Genomic DNA, 22,931 nt, shown 5'->3' with positions numbered 1-22,931 from the left:
ATTATATCCCCCTAATTACTCATTCTTGCAAGGACTTCTTCATATCCTTGTACAAGGTCTCCTAAATCTCTTCTAAATCTATCTTTATCTAATTTTTCATTAGTGTTTACATCCCATAGTCTGCAAGTGTCAGGAGATATTTCATCGGCTAAAATTATATTTCCTTCGCTATCTTTTCCAAACTCTAACTTAAAATCTACTAGCTTTAAATTCATCTTTAAGAAGAAATCTTTCATAACTTCATTTATTTTTAAAGTTTCTTTTCTTATAAAATCTATTTCTTCTCTAGTTGCTAACTTCATTGCTACTGCATGATCATCATTTAGCATTGGGTCACCATATTCATCATTTTTGTAGCATAGCTCAAATATTGGTTCTTCTAAAACTATCCCTTCTTCTATTCCAAATCTCTTACAAAATGATCCTGCTGTTATATTTCTTACTATAACTTCTAGTGGTAAAATTTCTACTTTTTTGACTAACATTTCTCTTTCTGATAAGTTTTTTATGAAGTGTGTTTTGATTTGTTCTTTGTGTAACATTTCAAATATTATTGTTGATATTTTATTATTTAATATCCCTTTTGATGATATTTCAGCTTTCTTTTCCCCATTAAATGCAGTTGCATCATCCTTGTAATGAACTATGTACTCATTTTCATTTTCTGTAGAATATATTTGTTTAGCTTTTCCCTCGTATAATAACATAATTAATTCCCCCTAAAATTTTTATCATCTTCTAATACTTTAGCTTCCATTTCTTCTCTATATAATTTTAAATCTTCTTTTAATTTTGGATATTTTATACTCATTATTTGAAGTGCCATTAAAGCTGCATTGAGCCCTAGGTCTATAGTCACAGTTGCTACTGGTATTCCCTTAGGCATTTGAACTATTGATAAAAGTGAATCTAAACCATCCATAGTAGATGATTTTATTGGTAAACCTATTACAGGTATTAATGTATGAGATGCTATTACCCCTGGTAGATGTGCTGCCTTTCCTGCTGCTGCTATTATTACGTCTGTATTGTCTTCTATTTCTTCTAAGAAACTCATAAGTTGCTTTGGCGTTCTGTGTGCTGATAAAGCTCTAACTACTACTTCTACATCATACTTTTCTAATAAATTTATTCCTTCTTCTAATTTAGGATAATCTGATTTGGAACCCATAACTACTGCTACTTTCATTTTAAATTCCCTCCGTTTTTTTATTATAAATACGATATATTTAATTCGTACTATAATTCGAACTTTATATTTAAATTTTATATTAATATTCACATATAATCAAGTATTTATTTTGTTTTTTATTGATTAAATTCGATATTTAATTATCATTTACATAATTTAATTATATATTGTTCGATAAATGTATAATTAAATTATGTTTTATATGAAATTATCTTTCATTAGACCCTCTACTTTATTTATCTAACGACTTAGTTGATTTTTAAACATTTTTCGGTCTATATTATAAAAATTTTTATAATTTTGGTTTAGCTTATTACTTATTAGGTATAAATTTAGTAGATAATTAAAATTATGAAGAAAGAAGATGATTTTATGGATATGAATTTCCTAAAAACAATTCAAAGTGACACAAAAAAATTACATGATATGGCAGAGAATACAGGGTTCATAAAAAGATTAGTAGATGGTAATGCTACTATTGAAACATATGGTGAGTATATCTACAACCTTTACTTTGTATATAAAGCTATAGAAGATAATTTAAGAAAGCATGAAGATAATGAAGTTTTAAAAGAGTTTATAACTCCCGAAGTTTTTAGAGCTGAGTCTTTACTAAAAGATTCTAAGTTCTTATTAGGAGATAAATTTAACTCAATGGAAATTTGTGATTCAACTAAGGTCTTTGTTAATAGATTAAATGAGTTATCTAAGATAAATCCTAATTTATTAGTTGCTCATGCATATACTAGATATTTAGCAGATTTATTTGGTGGCAGAACAATATTCGAAATAGTTAAATCTAAATACAATATTGATAATAAAGGACTTAATTATTATGTATTTGATCAAATACAAGATTTAAAAGGATTTGTCATGATGTACCATCAAAAACTTAATTTAATAAAATTAGCTGACGAAGATAAAAAAGATTTCTTAAATGAGGTTTGCTTATCTTATGTTTTCAATATAAGTATATCTAATGAATTAGAATATCTAAGATTTTAAATAAAAATATAGCCACTTTTATATATAAAAGTGGCTATATTTTTATCTATTTTTATTCTTATAACTAGGAAGAAAACTAAATGTTTTCCATATAATAGTAAACATATAAATCAAACATGAAAATAATAAAATCGGAATTAACATCTCTGGTAGATTATAATACTTATCTATAGTGAATATAGTCCCTTCTATTATTAGTAGAAATCCTATAGTGTAATTAAGTTTTATGTAGTATTTTTTATATTCCTCATTATCTTTCATTTTTTCTATGCAACTAAACGTAAAATTAGAAGATGGTATAACCCCATTCTTTCTTACTCTATTTGTTGAATATATAGTATATATCCCCATCATTATTAAAAATATATTTACTATTATTCCAAACATAGTAAATCTTTCCTCCTTTATATATGACTTTTCCCCATAGATATTTTTATATTTAGTTTAACATTTATTTATATTTCTAACTATACTTTACTCAATTTGTAATAAATTGTAATATATAGCATTAATAGATTTAATTTTTAATTTAACCTCTAACTTTCTTAACATAAAAAAGCCACTCACTGAGTGGCTTTTTGTTATTTTATAAGAATATAAACTTACATATAAATAATATTGATAATATTATCAATGATAAATTTATTTCATTTGTTCTTTTTGTCGCTATCTTTAAAACTACAAATGATATTATACCAAATATTATTCCATCAGCTATACTATATGCAAGAGGCATCATAGCAAATGTTAAGAATGCTGGTATAGCATTTGTAAAATCTGAAAAATCTATCTTAGTTAATGAACTTGCCATCATAACTCCAACTAATATAAGTACTGGAGCTGTAGCTTGAGTTGGTATCGCTGTAAATACTGGTGCAAAGAATAGTGCTAGTAAAAATAATATTCCTGTAGTTACTGCTGTTAATCCAGTTCTTCCACCTTCACCTATACCTGCCGCACTTTCTACATAAGCTGTTACTGTAGATGTTCCAAGTAATGCTCCTGCTGTAGTAGCTATTGCATCTGCAAATAATGCTTGTTTAGCTTTTGGTAACTTACCATTTTCATCTAACATATCTCCCTTTGAGGCAACCCCTACTAAACATCCTACTGTATCAAATAAATCAACAAATAAGAATGTAAATACAACTACTATCATATCAAAGCTAAATATTTGTTCCATTGGAACTGAGAAAGCTTGCATAAATACTGGCTTTAATGATGGTGCAGCCGATACTACACCTTCTGGAGGATGAACTAATCCACCTATCATTCCTACAATAGATATAGTAAGCATAGCCACTAAGAATGCTCCCTTTACATTTCTAGCTATTAGTATTGCTGTTAATAATAATCCAAATATAGTTAATAAAACTAATGGATCTTTTAAGTTTCCTAGTGCAAGTATTGTAGATCCGTTAACTACTATTCCTGCATTCGATAATCCTATAAATGCTATAAATAATCCTATACCTGCTGTTACTGCATGTTTTAAAGCAGTTGGTATACAATCTATTATTTTCTCTCTTACATTAGTTATTGTAAGTAATATAAATATAATTCCTTCTATTAATACTGCACAAAGAGCAAACTGCCAACTATATCCCATACCTAAAACTACTGTATAAGCAAAGAATGCATTAAGCCCCATACCTGGTGCTAAACCTATTGGATAGTTTGCTAATAATCCCATAGCACAACTTCCTATAAATGCTGCTATTGCTGTTGCAGCAAATACTGCACCTTTATCCATACCTGCATCTGCAAGTATATTTGAGTTTACTACTAAAATATATGCCATAGTCATGAATGTCGTTATTCCTGCTATAACTTCAGTCTTTACGTTTGTGTTATGTTCTGATAGTTTAAATACTTTTTCTAGAACACCTTTGTTCATTGTCTGAGTTGACTGCATTTGTACCTCCCCAATTTTCGAATTTATAATAATATCTTATATAAATAATTCGTTTTTATCTTAACCTTACATTAGTAAGTATATTATATAGTCCATATTTTTTCAATAGTTTTTTTGAACCTTTTTATATTTTTCATTTCTAAAGTTCGTATTTTTAGTTAATTTTTATTATATTTTACTAGTATATACTCTAAAACGTTCTATATTTCGCTTATTTCTATCAGATTTTTAACTCTTATATATTGGCTTTATTTTGACATTATATTTTTTATATCTTAGAATTATTAGTATCATAGTTTGATTTCAAATCACTTATATAAATTGGAGGTTTTTATTTTGTTAGTTATTACAAGAAAAAAGCGAGTTTTCTACAACGTTACTATGGTACTTCTTTCGTTGTTAATTGCTAGTATTTTAATTATTCAATTAACTATAAGTATTAGCCCCAAAACCTCGTTAATTCTTTCAAATATAGAATTTTTCATATGGGTAATATTTGTTATAGATTATATAGCTAGATTTATTACTAGTGATAATAAGAAACTTTTTATAAAAAATAATATATTAGATTTAGTATCAATAATACCTTTTCATACAATATATATATTTTTCTCAAACTTATGTAATTTTCATGTTGGAAAATATATACTTTTACTGAAGTTAGTCATGGTGCTAAGAATATTAGCTATAATAAAAAGAAGTAATAGCAATTTTTATCGTTTAATAAGAACCAATAACTTTAGTTATACTCTTTTTATAGCCGTTATAATAATACTCCTAAGCTCTATTTCTATTAGTTATTTTGAAAATTGGGATATTGGAGATTCTCTTTGGTGGAGTATAGTTACTGTTACAACAGTAGGATATGGATATATATGCCCTAAAACTTTTTGTGGTAGAATAATAGCATCGATTCTTATGATATTTGGTATAGGATTTATAGGTTCGCTTACTTCTACGCTATCTACATATTTTATTAAAAAGGAAAATATAAGACATCATCATAAAAAACATAAAAAACATCATTCTCTCCTTCAAGATAGCCTAAAGGATGTAGTTATTGGTGCTAGATTTAGTAAAGATGAATATAAAGACATGGTTATACTAGATATAGTAAATAGGTTGGAAAACTTCGATGATTTAAGTGAAGATGATATAAATACTATGTGTAATGTACTTTCTTCTTTAAAGAAAAAAAGCTAGAGCATAATTTTGCTCTAGCTTTTGATTTATCCTTGAGTTTTTTCGTATTCTGCTTTAGTTGCAGGTACTTTTATTTCTCCATTTTTAACTTTTTCTTTCATTTCATTAACATAGTTTAATACATCTTGTGGGATTAATCCATCTTTTTTCTCTACTATACCAACTCCACCTTGCTTAAGTCCGTATACTTTTTCTTCTCCACCTTTTAACTTACCTTCTACTAATTCTTTAACTGTATCATATACACCTACATTAACTTTCTTTAAAGCTGATGTTAATACATTTTTTGGTGCTAAATTACTTTGATCTCTATCTACTCCTATAGCGTACTTATCTTTCTCTTTAGCTGCTTCTATAGCACCTAATCCAGTAGCTCCTGCTGCTGATAATATTATATCTGTATTGTTTCCATACATTTGATTTGCTATTGATTTACCTTTAGCTGCATCTCCAAATGTACCTGCATATTGTACATTTATATTAGCATTTGGATTTGCAGTTTTTACTCCGTACTTAAATCCATTTTCAAATCTTGATATTATTTGGTTTTCCATACCACCTAAAAATCCTACATTATTAGTTTTAGTCATCTTACCTGCTACAAGACCTGCTAAGAATGTTGCTTCATTTTCTTTAAATAGTATTGGTGTTACATTTTTTGGGATATCATCATAAGTTTCATCGATTATTGCAAATTGTTGATCTGGATAACTTTCAGCTTCCTTCTTAATATCATCCTTCATAGTGTTTCCTACACCTATAACTAAGTCTACACCTTCATCTATGACACTTTCTATGTTTTGTATGTATTCTGATGCTTGTTTAGATTCTATAACTTTTACTTTTATACCTAATTCTTTTTCAGCTTGCTTAAGACCTTCATATGCTGATTGGTTGAATGATTCATCATTTATTCCTCCAACATCTGCTACCATACCTACTTTTATAGTTTCTTTTTCACCCTTAGCTGAATCTGAACCACATCCAACTAAACTTAATGATGCTACTATTATAGCTGTACTTAATGCTGTTATTTTTTTGAATTTCATATTTTTCCTCCTAGTGTATTTTTTCATATATGTCTATATATTGCTTAGTATATTTAATTTATATTCTTAATTTATTGATTTTATAGTAGTGCAAATTTTAATATAAATACTATTGATAATATTATTAAGGATGTTTTTGCTTCATCTTTTTTTCCTGATAATAATTTTAATACTGTATAAGATATTATCCCAAACATTATCCCATCTGCAACACTATACGATAAAGGCATTACTATAAATGTTATAAATGCTGGTATTGCATCTGTTAAATCATCAAAGTTTATTCTAATTATAGAACTTGCCATCATAAACCCAACTAGTATAAGTACTGGAGCTGTAGCTTGAGCTGGTATTGATGTAAATAAAGGTGCAAAGAATAATGATATAAAAAATAGTATTGCTGTGACAATTGCAGTTAATCCAGTTCTACCACCTACGGCTATGCCAGCACCACTTTCTACTGTAGTAGCAAGTGTAGATGTCCCTAACACTGAAGATATAGTAGTTGAAACTGATTCAGCTAATAATGCTTTTTTTACCCCTGGCATATTTCCATTTTCATCTATTAAATTTGCTCTATCAGCTATACCTAATAAAAATCCTATAGAGTCAAACATATTTACAAATAAAAGAGTTAATACTATCACTAACATATCTAAGCTAAAAATATCTGATTTTCCTACTTCAAAAACTTTCATAAATACTGGTTGTATAGATGGTGGTACATCTATAACTCCTTGGGGCATAGGAACTATTGCAAATATCATACCTATTATTGATGTTATTATTATGGATATTAAGAATGCTCCATTTACTTTTCTTATTAATAATGTTGCAGCAATTATTAAGCCAACTATAGCAAGTATAACTGTTGGAGACTTTACATTTCCAAGAGATATAATGGCTCCACCTTGTTGGATTATTCCTGCATTAACAAATCCGATAAATGTTATAAATAAACCTATTCCAGCTGTTATAGCATGTTTTAAAACATCTGGCATACACTCTATTATTTTTTCTCTGACATTAGTTATTGTTAATAAAACAAATATGATACCTTCTATAAACATTGCACATAAAGCAAATTGCCAACTATATCCCATACCTAAAACTACTGTATAAGTAAAGAATGCATTTATACCCATACTTGGCGCTAATATTATTGGGTAATTAGCAAGTAATCCCATTATTAAGCATCCTATTGCCGATGCTATTGCCGTGGCTGTAAAAACAGCTCCCTTGTCCATACCCGCTTGTCCTAGTATTGTAGGATTTACAACTAATATATATGCAATTGTCATAAATGTAGTAATTCCTGCTAATACTTCTGTTTTAACATTTGAATTATTTTCGCTAAGCTTAAATATTTTTTCTAAAACATTAACTTTTCCTTGGTTATTTTTTACCGTATTTTTCATTTATACGCCTCCTATAATTAATATTTCAGAATCTTTTCAATTTTATATTATTTTTTATTTTATAATGTAATATTTTGTCGATAGTTTTATAAAAATAAAAGGCTTATAGCCTTTTATTTTTATAGTGTAAAGTGTATATGAAGTAATTATATTATAATCTTATTCCCATTCTATAGTTCCTGGAGGTTTAGAAGTTATATCATAAACAACTCTATTTGCTCCATCAACTTCATTTACTATTCTATTTGATATTTTCTCTAAAACATCATATGGCATTTTGTACCAATCAGAAGTCATCCCATCAGAAGATGTAACAGCTCTTAAACCTACTAAGTAAGCATAAGTTCTTTCATCTCCCATAACTCCAACAGTTTTAACATCTGGTAAAGTAGCGAATGCTTGCCATATTTCTTTGTATAATCCAGCCTTTTTTAATTCATCCATATATATAGCATCAGCTTCTCTTAAGATATCACATCTTTCTTTAGTAACTTCTCCTATAACTCTTATACCAAGACCTGGTCCTGGGAATGGATGTCTGAATATTAAAGCTTCATCTATTCCAAGTTCTAAACCTATTTTTCTAACTTCATCTTTGAATAATTCTCTTAATGGTTCTACTATTTGGAACTCTATATCTTCAGGTATTCCACCTACATTGTGGTGAGATTTTATAGTAGCAGCTTCTCCATGTCCACTTTCTACTACGTCTGGATATATAGTACCTTGTACTAAGAAGTCCATTTTTCCTAACTTTGAAGATTCTTCTTCGAATACTCTTATGAATTCTTCACCTATTATTTTTCTCTTAGCTTCTGGTTCAGTTATCCCTTTTAATTTTCCTAAGAATCTATCTTCACAATTTACTCTTATTAAGTTCATGTCAAACTTATCTCTGAATATTCTTTCTACATCGTCACCTTCATTTTTTCTAAGTAAACCATGGTCAACGAATACACAAGTTAAGTTATCTCCTATAGCTCTATGAACAAGTACTGCAGCAACTGATGAGTCAACTCCACCACTTAATGCACATAAAACTTTTTTATCTCCAATTGTTTCCTTTAATTCTTTTATTTTATCTGATATGAAAGAATCTGTTGTCCAATCTCCACTTACCTTACATACATTGTATAAGAAGTTTTTAAGAACCATATCTCCTTCTAAACAATGTTCAACTTCTGGATGGAATTGCACTCCATATAAGTTCAGTTCAGCATTTTCCATAGCTGCTACTGGACAATCAGCAGTGTAAGCTATTGACTTGAACCCTTCTGGTAAAACATCTATTAAGTCTGTATGACTCATCCATACTGTACTTGTAGTTATACCTTCAAATATAGCTGACTTTTCATAAGTTATTGATGTTTTTCCATACTCTTTTTCACTAGTATTTCCTTTTCTTACATTACCACCTAATATGTGAGCCATTACTTGTATACCATAGCATATTCCAAGTATTGGTACACCTATTTCAAATATTTCCTTAGCTATCTTAGGAGAATCTTCTAAATATGCACTATTAGGTCCTCCTGTAAATATTATACCCTTTGGATTTTTTTCTTTTATTTTCTCTATAGGAGTCGTATATGGTATTATTTCACAATATACGTTATTTTCTCTTACTCTTCTTGCTATTAATTGATTGTATTGACCTCCGAAGTCAACAACAAGTACTAATTCATGCTTCATATTATATCTCCCCTTGCATACTATAGTTTGGTGCTTCTTTGCTTATTGTTATATCATGTGGATGACTTTCTTTTAAAGATGCTGCTGTTATCTTAACAAATTGAGCATTATCTGCTAAATCTTTTAATGTAGGTGCTCCACAGTATCCCATACCAGCTCTTATTCCACCTATCATTTGGAATATTATATCTTCTGCTTTGCCTTTGTAAGGAACCATTCCTTCAACACCTTCTGGAACTAATTTCTTAGCATCATTTTGGAAATATCTATCCTTTGATCCTCTTTCCATTGCCCCTATAGAGCCCATTCCTCTATAAGTTTTGTATGATCTACCTCTATAAAGAACTGTTTCTCCTGGACTTTCTTCAGTTCCAGCAAACATTGATCCCATCATACATACTGCTGCTCCACCTGCTAATGCTTTAACTATATCTCCTGAGAATTTAATTCCTCCATCTGCTATTACAGGCACTCCATATTTTTTACCAACTTCTGCACAATCTATTACAGCTGTTAATTGTGGTACCCCTATACCTGCTACTACTCTTGTAGTACATATTGACCCTGGTCCTATACCAACCTTTACACAGTCTGCTCCAGCTTTTATTAAATCTTCTGTTGCTTCTGGTGTTGCTACATTTCCTGCTATAACTTGAAGCTGTGGATGAGCATTTTTTACTTTTTTAACTGCATCCATAACTCCCTTTGAATGTCCATGTGCACTATCTAATACTATAACATCTACATTAGCCTTAACTAATGCATCTACTCTATCTAATAAGTCTGCGCTTATTCCGACAGCTGCACCACATAAAAGTCTTCCATGAGCATCCTTAGCAGAATTTGGGTATTGTATTTTCTTTTCTATATCTTTTATAGTTATTAATCCTTTTAAACGACCTTCTTCGTCTACTATAGGTAGCTTTTCTATTTTATGCTTTTTAAGTATTTGTTGAGCTTCAACTAAATCGATTCCTTCCTTAGCCGTTACTAAGTTTTCTTTAGTCATAGCTTCCTCTATACTCTTAGTCATATCATCTTCAAATTTTATATCTCTGTTAGTTATTATTCCTATTAGCTTATTATTTTCATCTACTATAGGTACCCCAGAAATTTTATATCTAGCCATTATATCATCTGCATCTTGTATACAATGGTCTTTTGATAAGTAGAAAGGATCTACTATTACACCACTTTCACTTCTCTTTACTTTATCAACCTCTAATGCTTGTTCTTCTATTGACATATTTTTGTGTATTATTCCTATTCCACCTTGTCTAGCCATAGATATAGCCATTTTAGATTCAGTAACAGTATCCATTCCTGCACTCATTAGAGGAATATTTAATTTTATTTCTTTAGTTAAATAAGTCTCTAATTTAACATCTTTAGGTAATACCTCAGATTTTTGAGGAACTAATAAAACATCATCAAAAGTTAAGCCTTCTTTTAGTATAGTTGCCATGGTAGTTCTCCTCCCTTTATTTTTTATTTATACGAATTTTATTTCCATTTTTTTAATCATTTATTCGTGTTATAAATGTATACAAAAAAACCTGCATAATAACTTCATCTTACTTCTCATAAAAGTGAAATTACTATACAGGTTTCCAAAATATCTGTTCTAGCCAACCTGTAAGGATTTTAATCAGCCTACAAGTTTACTTTATATGATATTCTGTGATAATAATTTCACTCATAGTCAAGATATTTACGGTATCTCGGTAGAAACTCTCAGACCATATTTCTGAGTATATACGAGTGATGGTATGTATTCATTTATAAATAATTTCTTTAGGTTAAATCCTAATTTATCAAAATTTATTATTTATGTCAATATCTTTATATTAAATTCTTTATATATAATATTGTTTATTTCTAGAAGAATTTTTGTAAACGATATCCCGTAATTATCTGCTATTTTTATGCAATCTTCATACTCAGGTGTTACTTTTATTAAATTTCCTTTGTAGTACCCAAGCTTTACAGATACTTTACCATAAATAGTTTCGATTTTTCGAAATTCCCTTTTTAATGTCACTCTATTATACTTAGAATATCTCACTCCAAAAGTAGATGTTTCTTTTAGTAAATGTTCGGTTATTTTTTCTAAATCATCTTCTTTACATATAACCGATAATTTTACTGCTGGTCTATTCTTCTTCATATATATACTCTCAGTATATATATCTAGAGCTCCTTCTTGTAATATTTTATTGTATAAGTGCGAATATACCTCTGATGACATGTCGTCAATATTAGTAGTTATTTCATATACTATTTCCTGTTTTTTTTTATACCTAAAATACTTCTTAGCATATTTGGTACTTCAAACTTCTTATATCCTATTCCATACCCTACTTTATTCACTTCAAACTCTATATCATCTACAAAATCATTACATAATGCCTTTATTATACCTGCTCCTGTTGGAGTTGTGCATTCACCCTTCACATTATTTAACTTAACTGGTACACCTTTTAATATTTCTAATGTTGCTGGTGCTGGTACTGGCATAACACCATGGTCGCATTTTACAAATCCTGACCCAAGAAGAACAGTACTTGCATATATCTTATCTATACAAAGTAGATCTATTAAAATACATGAACCTACTATATCAACTATAGAATCTATTGCTCCCACTTCATGAAAGTGTATTTTATCTATAGTCGTTCCATGTACTTTAGCCTCAGCTTCACCTATTACAAGAAATACTTTCTTAGCCATTTCTTTTACCTTATCACTTAAGTAACTAGAATCTATAATTTCAAATATATCTACTAAATGCCTATGTGGATTATTTTCTTTAGTTATAACATCTACATTCGTTCCAAGTATTCCACTTTCATTTTTAGGTGTAATCTTAATTTCAAATTCTTCTTTTATATTTAGTTTATTAATTTCTTCTAAGAATATTTCTTTAGGCACCCCTAAATCTAACAAACTTGATATGGTCATATCTCCTGAAATACCATTAACCAAGTCTAAATAAAGTATTCTTTCTCCCATAATACAACTCCTTAACGTTAATTGCCGTTTCTAATCTAATTTATTTATCATAGATGCCAAGTATCCTGCACCAAATCCATTGTCTATATTTACTACTGATATTCCCGATGCACAACTATTTAACATAGTTAAAAGAGCTGATAAGCCATTAAAGTTTGCACCATACCCAACTGAAGTTGGAACTGCTATAACTGGTACATCTACAAGTCCTCCTACTACACTAGGTAAAGCACCTTCCATACCAGCAACTACTACTATTACCCTTGCACTCTGTAACTCTTCTGTCCTATATAACAGTCTATGTATTCCTGCCACACCTACATCATATATTCTCCCAACATCATTACCTAAGAACTTAGCAGTATGATATACTTCATCTGCTACTGGTATATCAGAAGTTCCACCTGTAACAACTAATATTTTTCCTTTTCCCTTATTTTCTATAGGATGATTGTTTATCTTTAGGATCTTGCATGTTTTATCATATTCACAATTATCATATATAGATTTGATTTTCTCATATGTTTCTAATCTACATCTAGTACCTAATATGTTAGATCCTTTTTCATACATCTTTTCTATAATACCTATTATTTGCTCATCATTTTTACCTTCACAGTAAATTACTTCTGGGTATCCATTTCTTATTTGCCTGTGATGATCTATATTGGCATACCCTAAATCTTCATAGGGTAGCTTTTTTAACTTATCTAACGCTTCTTCTATGTCTATATTATCATTTTTAAACTCACTTAATAACTCCCTTAAGTCCATAAACTACCCCTTTCACTTTATAATTTATACTTTAAATTATATCCGTATATATATTATTTTTCCATAATTATAATTCGTTCATTTGCTGTTATTTTTCATCCAAAAATAAGAACCATTATATTTAGCTTTCCATGTTAAATGGATTCAATTATTTTATTTATAGAATCAAAATTTATTTCCATTATCAAAGTACTTTCTTCTTTCTCGGTTATCAATCTGACTTAAATAAAGACTGTTGTGTAATACATAATCCTAATTTTATGTATGATGAAGATTGTATTCATAACCTACTTCATTTTAAATTATTTAATTTATCATTTTTATATGTGCTCATTTCTATTTCAAGCTAATTTGATTATTAATCTCTTTACTATTTACTCATTTGTAATCTATTGAATTTGATTATATAATGTACTTGTATATAGCTAAAGAAATGAGGTTTTTTATGAATACATCTAAATTATTTACAATAGAATCAAACCTGAGTAAAGAAGATTATAGGCATTTTCTGTACATATCAACATTTTTCAAAGATAAATTTGCTATTTTCAAGATGATTTTATTGCTTTTTTCTATATCTATGTTTTGTATATATAGTGAAGGCTCTTTCTCTTTAAAAAGTTTCTTTATTATATTTATATTATTATCATTTATATTTGTATCTCTGATACTTATTCGTATTGAATCAAGAATTAATAAAAGGATTAAAACTGATGCTACTGGGATATTTAATACTCAAGAAACATTAGATTTTTATAATGATTTTATAATAGTTAATAATTCAGTATTTGAAGGTGAAATAAAGATTAAATATAACCAGATTTATAAAGTATTTGAGTCTAATCATTACTTTATTACTTATTTTAATATTAATCAAGCTACATTAATAAATAAAACAAATCTAGATACTGATACTATAAATAATTTAAGAAATCTATATAAAGATAATTTAAAGGATAAATATATAAATCTAAAAATCTAGCATACATACACTTTACACATATAGTTCATTTGCAATAAAAATTTAATTAGCAAAAAGCTACCTCAATATTGAGGTAGCTTTTCATATTTTTGTAAATTATATTTACATCATTCCCGGCATTGCTCCACCCATTCCTGGCATTGGAGCATCATTTTCTGGAAGGTCTGCAACAGCAGCCTCAGTAGTTAAAAATACTCCAGCTATAGAAGAAGCATTTTGTAATGCACTTCTAGTAACTTTAGTTGGGTCAACTATACCAGTTTCTATCATATTTACATATCTTTCATTTAAAGCATCAAATCCGACTTCAGCATCTTCATTTATTACTTTTTGTATTATTACAGCACCTTCAAGACCTGCATTTATAGCTATTTGTCTTAATGGCTCTTCTAATGATTTTCTTATTATTTTAGCACCTAATTGTACTTCACCTTCTAGTGTCTCTATTAATTTATCTACAACTGGTATAACACTTACCAATGCAGTACCACCACCAGCAACTATACCTTCTTCTACAGCCGCTCTTGTAGCGTTAAGTGCATCTTCTATTCTTAATTTTCTTTCTTTCATTTCAACTTCTGTAGCAGCTCCAACCTTTATTACAGCTACTCCACCAGCAAGTTTAGCTAATCTTTCCATTAACTTTTCTGTATCAAATTCAGAAGTAGTTTCTTCTACTTGATGTTTTATTTGATTAACTCTGTTTTCTATAGCTACCTTATCACCAAATCCATCTACTATTGTAGTACTTTCTTTAGTAACTTTTACAGAACCAGCTCTACCTAACATAGTTAAGTCAGCTTCTTTTAAGTCATATCCTAATTCGTCAGATATAACAGTTCCTCCTGTAAGTATAGCTATATCTTCAAGCATTGCTTTTCTTCTATCTCCAAATCCTGGAGCTTTAACAGCAACAACTTCAAATGTTCCTCTTAATTTATTAACTACTAATGTAGATAATGCTTCTCCATCTACATCTTCAGCTATTATTAATAACTTCTTACCTTGTTGAACTATTTGCTCAAGAACTGGTAATATGTCTTGTATATTAGATATTTTTCTATCTGTTATTAATATATATGGATCATTTAATACAGCTTCCATCTTATCTACATCTGTTACCATGTAAGCAGATACAAATCCTCTATCAAATTGCATACCTTCAACAGCATCTAATTCTGTATGCATAGTTTTAGATTCTTCAACTGTTATAACTCCATCTTTTCCTACTATTTCCATAGCTTCTGCTATTAACTTACCAACTTCTTCGTCTCCAGCAGATATAGAAGCAACTTGAGATATAGATTCTTTAGTTTCTATAGTTCTTGATTGTTTCTTTAATTCTTCAACTGCTACTTCAACAGCTTTTTGTATACCTTTTCTTAATAATACTGGGTTAGCTCCAGCAGTTACGTTTTTTAGCCCTTCTCTTATTATAGCTTGAGCAAGTACTGTTGCAGTTGTAGTACCATCTCCAGCTACATCATTAGTCTTAGTGGCAACTTCTTTAACTAATTGAGCTCCCATATTTTCAAATCTATCTTCTAACTCTATTTCCTTAGCTATTGTAACACCATCATTAGTTATAAGAGGTGCACCAAATTTCTTATCTAATATAACATTTCTTCCTTTAGGTCCTAATGTAACCTTAACTGTATCTGCTAATTTGTTAACACCATTTTCTAAAGCTTTTCTTGAATCTTGTGCGAATTTTATTTCTTTAGCCATTTCTATCCCCTCCTATTATTATTCAACTACTGCTAGTATTTCACTTTGTCTTAATATTGTGTACTCTTGCCCATCTATTTTAACTTCTGTTCCTGCATATTTTTGGAATAAAACTTTATCTCCAACTTTTAATTCCATAACTATTTCTTTTCCGTCAACTATTCCACCTGGTCCTACTTCTAAAACTTCAGCCATTTGTGGCTTTTCTTTAGCAGCTCCTGGTAAAACTATACCACTTGCAGTTTTTTCTTCTGCTTCTAACATCTTAATAACTACTCTGTCAGCTAATGGTCTTATTTTCATATTTTTCCCTCCTAAATGAATTGTAAATATGTAAAAATTCTAATATTTGAAATATATTATAAACAAAATAATTGTTATCACTCTTTAGGTTAGAGTGCTAACAATTATTATAATATATTAACTTCCCATATTTTTCAATAGTTTTTGTTAAATTTTATAATATAGGCGAGAACAACCTAGCTATTGATTCTCTAACCTTTTTACCTAATTTTCGCTTAGAAAATTCCTCTAATGTTAACTCTTCACTATTATTTAAATCCTCAAAAAAATCTTTATTCATTCTTTCTACAATTTTTTTGTCATATATAAATGCATTTATTTCAAAATTAAGCATAAAACTTCTTAAATCCATATTTGCAGACCCTGTAGATGCTATTTTATCATCTATTGTCATTATCTTAGAATGTATAAATCCCTTTGTATATAAGTAGACTTTACCTCCTGACTTTAATATATCATCAAAGTATGAGTAAGAAGCATTGTTGACCATCTTATGATCAGCTATCTTCGGGAATACTATCCTTACATCAACTCCACTTAGAGCTGCACTTTTAAGTGCTATAAGTATACTTTCATCTGGTATAAAATAAGGAGTTTCTATATAAATACTTTTTTTAGCTTGGCAAATAGCTGAGAAATAAGCATATCGTATAGATTCCCAATCACTATCAGGTCCACTAGCTATTATTTGAACCATACTATTACCACATCTTTGAGGACTTGGGAAATATTTATCTTCTGTTATTATCTCTTTTGTTGTATAGTACCAATCTGTTAAGAATATCATTTGTAACATATACACTGAGGTTCCTTCTATTTTTATATGGGTATCTCTCCAGTATCCAAACTTTTTGTTCTTACCCATATATTCATCCCCTATATTTATTCCACCAGTGTATCCAATTTTCCCATCTATTATAGCTATCTTTCTATGATTTCTATAATTTAGCTTTCCACCTGTCAATGGAAATTTAGCTGGTAAGAATGCTACTATTTCTATTCCATTTTCCTTCATTTCATTAAAAAACTTTCTGTAAAACCAAAACCTCCAACATCCTACATCGTCATATAATATTCTTATCTTTACACCCTCATTGGATTTTTTGATTAATAAATCTTTTAATTCTCTTCCTATTTCACTATCTTTTATAATGAAGTACTCTAAATGTATATGATTTTTTGCATTTTTTATGTCTTCTAGAAGATTTTTAAATTTTTCATTTCCATCAATATATACACTTACTTTATTATTCGTCGTAAATGGAAGTTTTCCTGTATTAAGTAGTAAACTTATTACCCTTTTTTTGCTATAGTCTTCTATATTTTCATTTAATAATTGATTTGTATTAATTGTACTTTGTTCTATATTTGCAATTTCCTCTATTCGCTCTAGATTTTCAAATATCTTTCCTTCTCTTATACTACTTGCTAGCTTTTGTGTTTTAAATAATTTCCTCTTCCTCATATTTCTCCCTAATATAGCATATATAACTAAACCTATTCCTGGAAGTAATATAAAAATGAGTAACCATGTAACAGTTCTAGCAGGATCTCTATTCTCAAGTATTATTGACATAGAAATAATCGCCCCAACAATATATGATATGGTTAAGTAGCTTAAAAACAAAAAAACTCCAATACTCATAATTTCTACCTCATCTTTATCTGCCTATACCAAGCTCCCTTGCATAATAGAATAAATATTGTTGTGCAAACCCGGCTAAATTACCAAACTTATCAATAGCATAAGTTCTCATTTTAGGTAAACTCATATCTTCACTTACATAAAATTCTTGCATAACTCTTTTTACCCATACATCAACAGGGAAAGTATCATACTTTTGCATTCCAAATAAAGCTATACAGTCAGCTACCTTTGGTCCTACTCCATTGAATTTTTTTAATTCTTTTATGCAATCATCAGTGCTTAAACTTGTATATCCAGATATATTTTCATTATCTTTTATTACACTCTCAGTTGTACTTTTTATGTATTTATCTCTAAACCCAGTCTGACATGCTCTTATTTCTTCTTGCGAAGCTTTGTTTAATTCTTCTGGTGTTGGAAAAGCATAATAATCCTTACCTCTATAATTTCCAATATAAGTTCCATAATTTCTTGATAGATTTTCTATTGCTTTTTGTATCATTGGGATCCTATTATTAGAAGATATTATAAATGAAATCAACATTTCCCATCCATCTTGTTTTAATATCCTTATACCATAACCAAACTCAGATGCCTTATTTAAATGTTCATCCATGTTTTTTAAAGTATTTTTTATATCTGTGTAATTTGTTCCCAAATCAAAGTAATTATACCAAATCTCTTCAAAATCCTTTAAATTTGTATTATCTAAGTATATTTTATTGTCTTTTTGAGATACATTTATCACTCTACCTTTTGCAACTCCAGTATATGAGTTATCTGCTTCTTTATGCCATCTAAAGCATTGCCCACATTCAAATATATGCTTAGGATTAAAATCTGCTACACCTTCTAATATTACTGTATTATTTTCTTCATAAACCTTCATTTATATATACTCCTTTTTTATGATTATTCTTAATAATACTAATTTACCCATATTTTATATAAATTAAATCTTCTTATATTCTATCTATCAAATTTTTCCTAAAAATTCTAGAGTAGAATTTAAAATTTTTTTCTGATAAAATACAAAAGATATTATTTTTAGAAGGTGATTTCATATGAAAAATAGAGGAATATTTATTGCTATAGAGGGGCCTATCGGTGTTGGGAAAACTACTTTAGCAACTATACTTAATGAACATTTCGGTTATACTCTTCTTAGAGAAATTGTAGAAGAGAATCCTTTTTTATCAAAATTTTATACTGATATTAAAGAATATGCTTTACAAACAGAAGCATTTTTTCTATTTAATAGGGTAAAACAATTAGAAGATATAGAAAAAAATCAATTAAATAAGTCTCATGGAGTTGTTAGTGATTACCATATAATAAAAAATCTTATATTTGCTGGTATAACACTTGATAATAATCAATTCCATAGATATAAGCAAATGTACAATATATTTGTAAATGATTTGCCTCAACCAGATATAGTTATCTACTTAAACTCTAATACAGATGTCTTAATGAAAAGGATAGCTATGAGAGATAGAAGCTTTGAAAGACAAATGGATAGAAATTATATACATGAGCTAAGCACAGAATATAAATATTATTTTAACCCTTTATCTATAAAGCATAACTTTGTAGGTAAAGAGCCATTGATAATTGAAATAGATAATTCAAACCTAGATTTCTTAAATAAAGAAGAAGATAGACAATTTATAATAGATAAAGTAGAAAATGCAATAAAGGCATTAGAAGGAGAAACAGCATGTTTAATTTAGTAAATCAATGTAATAAGCCTCTAAATAGGGACTTATTCATAACAGTGGCAGGAAATGTTGGTGCAGGAAAATCAACTTTAACAAAGATAATTGGTGAAAAATTAAATTTTGAAACTCATTTTGAAAAGGTTGATGGAAATCCATACTTAGAGGATTTCTATAAAGATCAAAAAAAATGGGGATTCCACCTTCAGTTATATTTCTTAGCCCAAAGATTTAAACAACAAAAGGAAATAGACTGTAATGGGTTAAACAATATACAAGACAGAAGTATATATGAAGATGTAGAAATATTCGCTAGAAATTTATATGATAATGGGAAAATGACTAAAAGAGATTATATAACTTATAGGGATTTATTTAATGACATGGTTCCTCACCTTAGAAGACCTGACTTAATGATATACTTAGATGGTTCTATAGATACTATAGTTCATAGAATAGGGCTTAGGGGTCGTGAAATGGAAAAAGCCGTTGATATAGAATATTGGAAGAACCTTCACAACAGATATGAAAAATGGATAGCTGAATATGATCAATCACCTGTGCTATATGTAAATATAGATAAGGTAGATTTAGTAAATAATCCAGAGCATGTAGACATGTTATGCGATGAAATAAAAAGAATTTTAGGAATGTAGTGTAAACTACATTCCTTTTTTATATGGACAATCTTTAGTGCAGTATATATTTAAAGTAAACTATTTGATAATATTTTAATAATATTAGACAGTTCCATTTTTCAAAAATATTAATACTATAAAAAATAATATTATTTTTATAGTATTAATATTTTAAAAGATGAGGTGTTTTAAATGGAAGATTCTATTCAAATTATAGCAAGTAATGATTTACTTATAACCTTTGCAATTGTTGCTATGACCGGCATTATTTGCAGTAAATTAAGTGAATCACTAAAAATACCTGATGTTGTTTTATTTTTACTAGCAGGTATTTTGCTAGGACCCTATTTTCTTGAAATGATAGATCTTAGTTATTTTGAACTAGAAAAACAACTTATCCTTACTTTTGGTTCTGCCTTTATACTTTATTTAGGTGGAAAAGAGATTAATTTAAAAATATTAAAAAATGTAAAAATAACTGTGTTTTTACTTTCTACATTAGGTGTTATTGTTTCATCTGTTTTAGTAAGTCAATTTGTAAAATTTAACTTCGAAATTCCTTTTATTACAGCTCTACTTATAGGTTCAATAATTTCTTCTACCGATCCTGCGACATTAGTACCTATTTTTAATAAAATCAAAGTTAAAGATAGGGTGGCACAAACAGTTATAAGCGAATCTGCATTTAATGATGCTACTGGGGCTATTTTGACTTCTGCAATTGTTACCATTTTACTTTCTGGTAAATTTTCTTTGACACAAAATATATGGGATTTATCCATAATGATTATTGTAGGTTCTTTAGTCGGTTGTATTACTGGTATTGTACTTTTAAAACTAGTCAATGATAAACCTTATGGTGTTTTTAAGGACTTTGCTCCAATAATATCTATCCTTTCAGTTATTATAGCTTATGAAATTGCAACTAAATTTGGTGGAAGTGGATATATGGCTTGCTTTATAGTTGGAATAATTACAGGTAATAAAAAAAATTTCAAAATTTGGCTTTCTCAAAAATCATACGATGCCGATTTTTATGTTGCTGAAACCCTCGGAACTTTATGTCGTATGGCTATATTCATTATTTTAGGCAGTCAAGTTGAATTAGTTGTATTATCAAAATATTTCCTACCATCATTATTAGTTGTTTTAGCATTTATTTTTATAATAAGACCAATCTGTGTTCTAATATGTGCTCTCCCAGACAGAAAAGCAATGTGGACAAAAAAAGAATTGTTATTTATGATGTGGGTGAGAGAAACCGGAGTTATACCTGCTGCACTTTGCGGCATAATTTCTACTATGAAAATCCCTGGTTACGAGATAATCTCTTCTATCACATTTATGGCTATCCTAGTTACTTTAATAGTTCAAGGTAGTACAACTAAGCTTCTAGCTAAAAAACTCAACTTATTGGAAGATACTACTGAAAATAAATCTCATAACTTATAGTATTATTTGAGTGATTAAACTTACTTTACTTAATAAACAATTGATGTTCACATTATAAAAGAGTGTTCATATGAACACCCTTTTATAATAATATTCCTATTAAAGTAACTGCAGTAATTACTTGTAAAATACCTACAAATAATCCATATAAAGATACTGCCTTACCTTGTTTTACTAAATCTTTTATATTTACTCTTAACCCAATAGCTGCTAATGCTATTATCTCTAATTTATTGCTTAACAGTTTACAAATATGAGATACCTCTGGAGATATAATACTTGTAGAAAATAAAGCGCATGTTATAAAGAATCCTAATACATACCAAGGAACTTTTATTTTACCTTTTTTAGTATCCTGTATCTCTTCTTCTACTATTTCAGTATTTGATTTATTTTTTAAATGACCGAAAGTAAATACTACAACTACTAAAAGTATAACTCTTACTATTTTAAATATAGTAGCTAAATCTTTTACATGCTCACTTACCATAGCACCACTTGCAACAACTTGCCCTACTGATTGTAATGTACCACCTATTATAGCTGATGTTTTTACAAGTTCAAGATTATATAACCAATCTGCTATTAATGGCAGTAAAAACATTAAAAATATTCCTATTACATTTACTATCGTTATAGCTATACCTTTATCCTTATCATCAGCTTCAATGACTGGAGCTGTAGCTGCTATAGCAGATGATCCGCATACCGCGTTACCTGCTGCCATTAGATATCTAAAATTTTCTCCAAACCCTAATTTTTTCCCTATATATAAGGCACCTATTATAGTTATAGCCATTTGAATTACTATAAATAATATACCATTAAATCCTAATTCCATTAGAGTTGATATACTTAGAGTTGCTCCTAATAATACTATAGAATACGATAGTAAATCAGTTTCTGAGAACTTATATCCTTTTTGAAATACTTGTTGATTTAAGAATAAATTTCCTACTAACATCCCCAAGAAAATAGATATAGTTGCTGCTCCAATCTTTGGAACTATCGTAGCAATTATCATACTTACTATACCTATTAAAACCGATACTATTAGTCCTGGTAGTATATCTTTTATATATTGTAATTTTTTATTTTGTTTTATTAATCCATTAGAAGTTTCCATATTTATCATACCCACTTTCTCTTCTCTGTTGTTTATGTTTTTAGTATACAATCTAAATATGCATAAGTAAAATAAA

General features: G+C 28.8%; 22 protein-coding genes and 1 riboswitch. Of the genes, 6 read left to right on the top strand and 16 right to left on the bottom strand.

The features are described 5' to 3' along the window. Nucleotides 1-11: 11 nt before the first annotated feature. A complete protein-coding gene (gene purC / locus I1959_RS12465; RefSeq protein WP_176579624.1) occupies nt 12-707 on the bottom strand; it encodes a phosphoribosylaminoimidazolesuccinocarboxamide synthase in 696 nt (231 codons plus the stop codon). A 2-nt stretch (nt 708-709) separates the two neighbouring features. Beyond that, nucleotides 710-1,189, bottom strand: a complete 480-nt coding sequence (purE, locus tag I1959_RS12460) for a 5-(carboxyamino)imidazole ribonucleotide mutase (protein WP_092922043.1) — start codon at nt 1,187-1,189, stop codon at nt 710-712. Between the two features lie 354 nt (nt 1,190-1,543). Here purE and I1959_RS12455 point away from each other — a divergent pair, with 354 nt between their 5' ends. Continuing rightward, complete coding sequence (locus tag I1959_RS12455) at nt 1,544-2,197, top strand: biliverdin-producing heme oxygenase (protein ID WP_240275501.1); 654 nt, start codon at nt 1,544-1,546, stop codon at nt 2,195-2,197. A 42-nt stretch (nt 2,198-2,239) separates the two neighbouring features. Here the strand turns inward: I1959_RS12455 and I1959_RS12450 are convergent, their stop codons facing one another. Beyond that, nucleotides 2,240-2,584 carry a hypothetical protein gene (locus I1959_RS12450; protein WP_195238499.1) on the bottom strand — a complete coding sequence of 115 codons (345 nt, stop codon included), beginning with the start codon at nt 2,582-2,584 and terminating at the stop codon, nt 2,240-2,242. A 199-nt stretch (nt 2,585-2,783) separates the two neighbouring features. Next, nucleotides 2,784-4,112, bottom strand: coding sequence for an NCS2 family permease (locus I1959_RS12445; protein WP_271893805.1), 1,329 nt, complete (start codon nt 4,110-4,112; stop codon nt 2,784-2,786). A 336-nt stretch (nt 4,113-4,448) separates the two neighbouring features. On the opposite strand from I1959_RS12445, the gene I1959_RS12440 reads away from it, so the two are divergent. Beyond that, on the top strand, nt 4,449-5,315 hold the full coding sequence (locus tag I1959_RS12440; protein ID WP_195238497.1) for a potassium channel family protein: 867 nt from the start codon (nt 4,449-4,451) through the stop codon (nt 5,313-5,315). Between the two features lie 26 nt (nt 5,316-5,341). On the opposite strand, the gene I1959_RS12435 is transcribed toward I1959_RS12440, so the two are convergent. The 7 genes from I1959_RS12435 to larB all read right to left on the bottom strand — a co-directional run bounded on the left by I1959_RS12435 (nt 5,342) and on the right by larB (nt 13,260). After that, the gene (locus I1959_RS12435) at nt 5,342-6,364 is read right to left on the bottom strand and encodes a BMP family lipoprotein (protein ID WP_092922031.1); all 1,023 of its coding nucleotides are present in this window, start codon (nt 6,362-6,364) and stop codon (nt 5,342-5,344) included. A gap of 80 nt (nt 6,365-6,444) precedes the next feature. Next, nucleotides 6,445-7,782, bottom strand: a complete 1,338-nt coding sequence (locus tag I1959_RS12430; RefSeq protein WP_092922028.1) for an NCS2 family permease — start codon at nt 7,780-7,782, stop codon at nt 6,445-6,447. 159 nt (nt 7,783-7,941) lie between these two features. Further along, nucleotides 7,942-9,474, bottom strand: a complete 1,533-nt coding sequence (gene guaA / locus I1959_RS12425) for a glutamine-hydrolyzing GMP synthase (RefSeq protein ID WP_092922026.1) — start codon at nt 9,472-9,474, stop codon at nt 7,942-7,944. Nucleotide 9,475: 1 nt separating this feature from the next. Then, nucleotides 9,476-10,939 (bottom strand): IMP dehydrogenase, encoded by a 1,464-nt coding sequence (gene guaB, locus I1959_RS12420; protein WP_092922022.1) that lies wholly within the window; start codon nt 10,937-10,939, stop codon nt 9,476-9,478. A gap of 214 nt (nt 10,940-11,153) precedes the next feature. Further along, nucleotides 11,154-11,255: riboswitch (purine riboswitch) on the bottom strand. 47 nt (nt 11,256-11,302) lie between these two features. Then, entirely contained in the window at nt 11,303-11,722 is a 420-nt protein-coding gene (gene larC / locus I1959_RS15675) for a nickel insertion protein (protein WP_195238495.1), read from the bottom strand. A 29-nt stretch (nt 11,723-11,751) separates the two neighbouring features. Continuing rightward, on the bottom strand, nt 11,752-12,486 hold the full coding sequence (locus tag I1959_RS15670; RefSeq protein WP_195238493.1) for a LarC family nickel insertion protein: 735 nt from the start codon (nt 12,484-12,486) through the stop codon (nt 11,752-11,754). Between the two features lie 30 nt (nt 12,487-12,516). After that, nucleotides 12,517-13,260, bottom strand: a complete 744-nt coding sequence (gene larB, locus I1959_RS12405; protein ID WP_166506087.1) for a nickel pincer cofactor biosynthesis protein LarB — start codon at nt 13,258-13,260, stop codon at nt 12,517-12,519. 445 nt (nt 13,261-13,705) lie between these two features. Here larB and I1959_RS12400 point away from each other — a divergent pair, with 445 nt between their 5' ends. After that, complete coding sequence (locus I1959_RS12400) at nt 13,706-14,242, top strand: hypothetical protein (RefSeq protein WP_195238491.1); 537 nt, start codon at nt 13,706-13,708, stop codon at nt 14,240-14,242. 102 nt (nt 14,243-14,344) lie between these two features. Here the strand turns inward: I1959_RS12400 and groL are convergent, their stop codons facing one another. The 4 genes from groL to I1959_RS12380 form a co-directional block, all read right to left on the bottom strand. Continuing rightward, nucleotides 14,345-15,970 carry a chaperonin GroEL gene (gene groL, locus I1959_RS12395; protein ID WP_195238489.1) on the bottom strand — a complete coding sequence of 542 codons (1,626 nt, stop codon included), beginning with the start codon at nt 15,968-15,970 and terminating at the stop codon, nt 14,345-14,347. A gap of 18 nt (nt 15,971-15,988) precedes the next feature. Continuing rightward, a complete protein-coding gene (locus tag I1959_RS12390) occupies nt 15,989-16,273 on the bottom strand; it encodes a co-chaperone GroES (protein ID WP_092922004.1) in 285 nt (94 codons plus the stop codon). A 154-nt stretch (nt 16,274-16,427) separates the two neighbouring features. Continuing rightward, nucleotides 16,428-17,918 carry a cardiolipin synthase gene (cls, locus tag I1959_RS12385; protein ID WP_195238487.1) on the bottom strand — a complete coding sequence of 497 codons (1,491 nt, stop codon included), beginning with the start codon at nt 17,916-17,918 and terminating at the stop codon, nt 16,428-16,430. Nucleotides 17,919-17,934: 16 nt separating this feature from the next. After that, nucleotides 17,935-18,810 (bottom strand): DNA-3-methyladenine glycosylase family protein, encoded by an 876-nt coding sequence (locus I1959_RS12380; protein ID WP_195238485.1) that lies wholly within the window; start codon nt 18,808-18,810, stop codon nt 17,935-17,937. A 175-nt stretch (nt 18,811-18,985) separates the two neighbouring features. Here I1959_RS12380 and I1959_RS12375 point away from each other — a divergent pair, with 175 nt between their 5' ends. The 3 genes from I1959_RS12375 to I1959_RS12365 all read left to right on the top strand — a co-directional run bounded on the left by I1959_RS12375 (nt 18,986) and on the right by I1959_RS12365 (nt 21,729). Further along, a complete protein-coding gene (locus I1959_RS12375; RefSeq protein ID WP_092921995.1) occupies nt 18,986-19,654 on the top strand; it encodes a deoxynucleoside kinase in 669 nt (222 codons plus the stop codon). Continuing rightward, nucleotides 19,642-20,295 (top strand): deoxynucleoside kinase, encoded by a 654-nt coding sequence (locus I1959_RS12370; RefSeq protein WP_195238480.1) that lies wholly within the window; start codon nt 19,642-19,644, stop codon nt 20,293-20,295. Before I1959_RS12375 ends, I1959_RS12370 begins: the two co-directional genes overlap by 13 nt. Before the next feature lie 174 nt (nt 20,296-20,469). Then, a complete protein-coding gene (locus I1959_RS12365; RefSeq protein WP_195238478.1) occupies nt 20,470-21,729 on the top strand; it encodes a cation:proton antiporter in 1,260 nt (419 codons plus the stop codon). Between the two features lie 82 nt (nt 21,730-21,811). On the opposite strand, the gene I1959_RS12360 is transcribed toward I1959_RS12365, so the two are convergent. Further along, entirely contained in the window at nt 21,812-22,864 is a 1,053-nt protein-coding gene (locus I1959_RS12360) for a YeiH family protein (protein ID WP_330615183.1), read from the bottom strand. Nucleotides 22,865-22,931: the final 67 nt, after the last annotated feature.

This window comes from Romboutsia sp. 1001285H_161024_C4, assembly GCF_015550185.1.
In the GTDB taxonomy this organism is placed as follows: Bacteria; Bacillota; Clostridia; order Peptostreptococcales; family Peptostreptococcaceae; genus Romboutsia_C; species Romboutsia_C hominis.
The sequence above is the reverse complement of the archived record's forward strand: the minus strand, read 5'-3'. Positions and strand labels throughout refer to the sequence as shown.

What these genes read in the sequence shown, in the direction of transcription:
- I1959_RS12430 (WP_092922028.1), bottom strand. Translation starts at nt 7,782, where the DNA reads ATGAAAAATACGGTAAAAAATAACCAAGGAAAAGTTAATGTTTTAGAA.
- I1959_RS12370 (WP_195238480.1), top strand. Translation starts at nt 19,642, where the DNA reads ATGTTTAATTTAGTAAATCAATGTAATAAGCCTCTAAATAGGGACTTA.
- groL (WP_195238489.1), bottom strand. Translation starts at nt 15,970, where the DNA reads ATGGCTAAAGAAATAAAATTCGCACAAGATTCAAGAAAAGCTTTAGAA.
- I1959_RS12450 (WP_195238499.1), bottom strand. Translation starts at nt 2,584, where the DNA reads ATGTTTGGAATAATAGTAAATATATTTTTAATAATGATGGGGATATAT.
- I1959_RS12400 (WP_195238491.1), top strand. Translation starts at nt 13,706, where the DNA reads ATGAATACATCTAAATTATTTACAATAGAATCAAACCTGAGTAAAGAA.
- I1959_RS12445 (WP_271893805.1), bottom strand. Translation starts at nt 4,112, where the DNA reads ATGCAGTCAACTCAGACAATGAACAAAGGTGTTCTAGAAAAAGTATTT.
- I1959_RS12365 (WP_195238478.1), top strand. Translation starts at nt 20,470, where the DNA reads ATGGAAGATTCTATTCAAATTATAGCAAGTAATGATTTACTTATAACC.
- I1959_RS15670 (WP_195238493.1), bottom strand. Translation starts at nt 12,486, where the DNA reads ATGGGAGAAAGAATACTTTATTTAGACTTGGTTAATGGTATTTCAGGA.
- cls (WP_195238487.1), bottom strand. Translation starts at nt 17,918, where the DNA reads ATGAGTATTGGAGTTTTTTTGTTTTTAAGCTACTTAACCATATCATAT.
- purC (WP_176579624.1), bottom strand. Translation starts at nt 707, where the DNA reads ATGTTATTATACGAGGGAAAAGCTAAACAAATATATTCTACAGAAAAT.
- purE (WP_092922043.1), bottom strand. Translation starts at nt 1,189, where the DNA reads ATGAAAGTAGCAGTAGTTATGGGTTCCAAATCAGATTATCCTAAATTA.
- larB (WP_166506087.1), bottom strand. Translation starts at nt 13,260, where the DNA reads ATGGACTTAAGGGAGTTATTAAGTGAGTTTAAAAATGATAATATAGAC.
- larC (WP_195238495.1), bottom strand. Translation starts at nt 11,722, where the DNA reads ATGTCATCAGAGGTATATTCGCACTTATACAATAAAATATTACAAGAA.
- I1959_RS12390 (WP_092922004.1), bottom strand. Translation starts at nt 16,273, where the DNA reads ATGAAAATAAGACCATTAGCTGACAGAGTAGTTATTAAGATGTTAGAA.
- I1959_RS12375 (WP_092921995.1), top strand. Translation starts at nt 18,986, where the DNA reads ATGAAAAATAGAGGAATATTTATTGCTATAGAGGGGCCTATCGGTGTT.
- guaB (WP_092922022.1), bottom strand. Translation starts at nt 10,939, where the DNA reads ATGGCAACTATACTAAAAGAAGGCTTAACTTTTGATGATGTTTTATTA.
- I1959_RS12435 (WP_092922031.1), bottom strand. Translation starts at nt 6,364, where the DNA reads ATGAAATTCAAAAAAATAACAGCATTAAGTACAGCTATAATAGTAGCA.
- I1959_RS12380 (WP_195238485.1), bottom strand. Translation starts at nt 18,810, where the DNA reads ATGAAGGTTTATGAAGAAAATAATACAGTAATATTAGAAGGTGTAGCA.
- I1959_RS12360 (WP_330615183.1), bottom strand. Translation starts at nt 22,864, where the DNA reads ATGATAAATATGGAAACTTCTAATGGATTAATAAAACAAAATAAAAAA.
- guaA (WP_092922026.1), bottom strand. Translation starts at nt 9,474, where the DNA reads ATGAAGCATGAATTAGTACTTGTTGTTGACTTCGGAGGTCAATACAAT.
- I1959_RS12455 (WP_240275501.1), top strand. Translation starts at nt 1,544, where the DNA reads ATGAAGAAAGAAGATGATTTTATGGATATGAATTTCCTAAAAACAATT.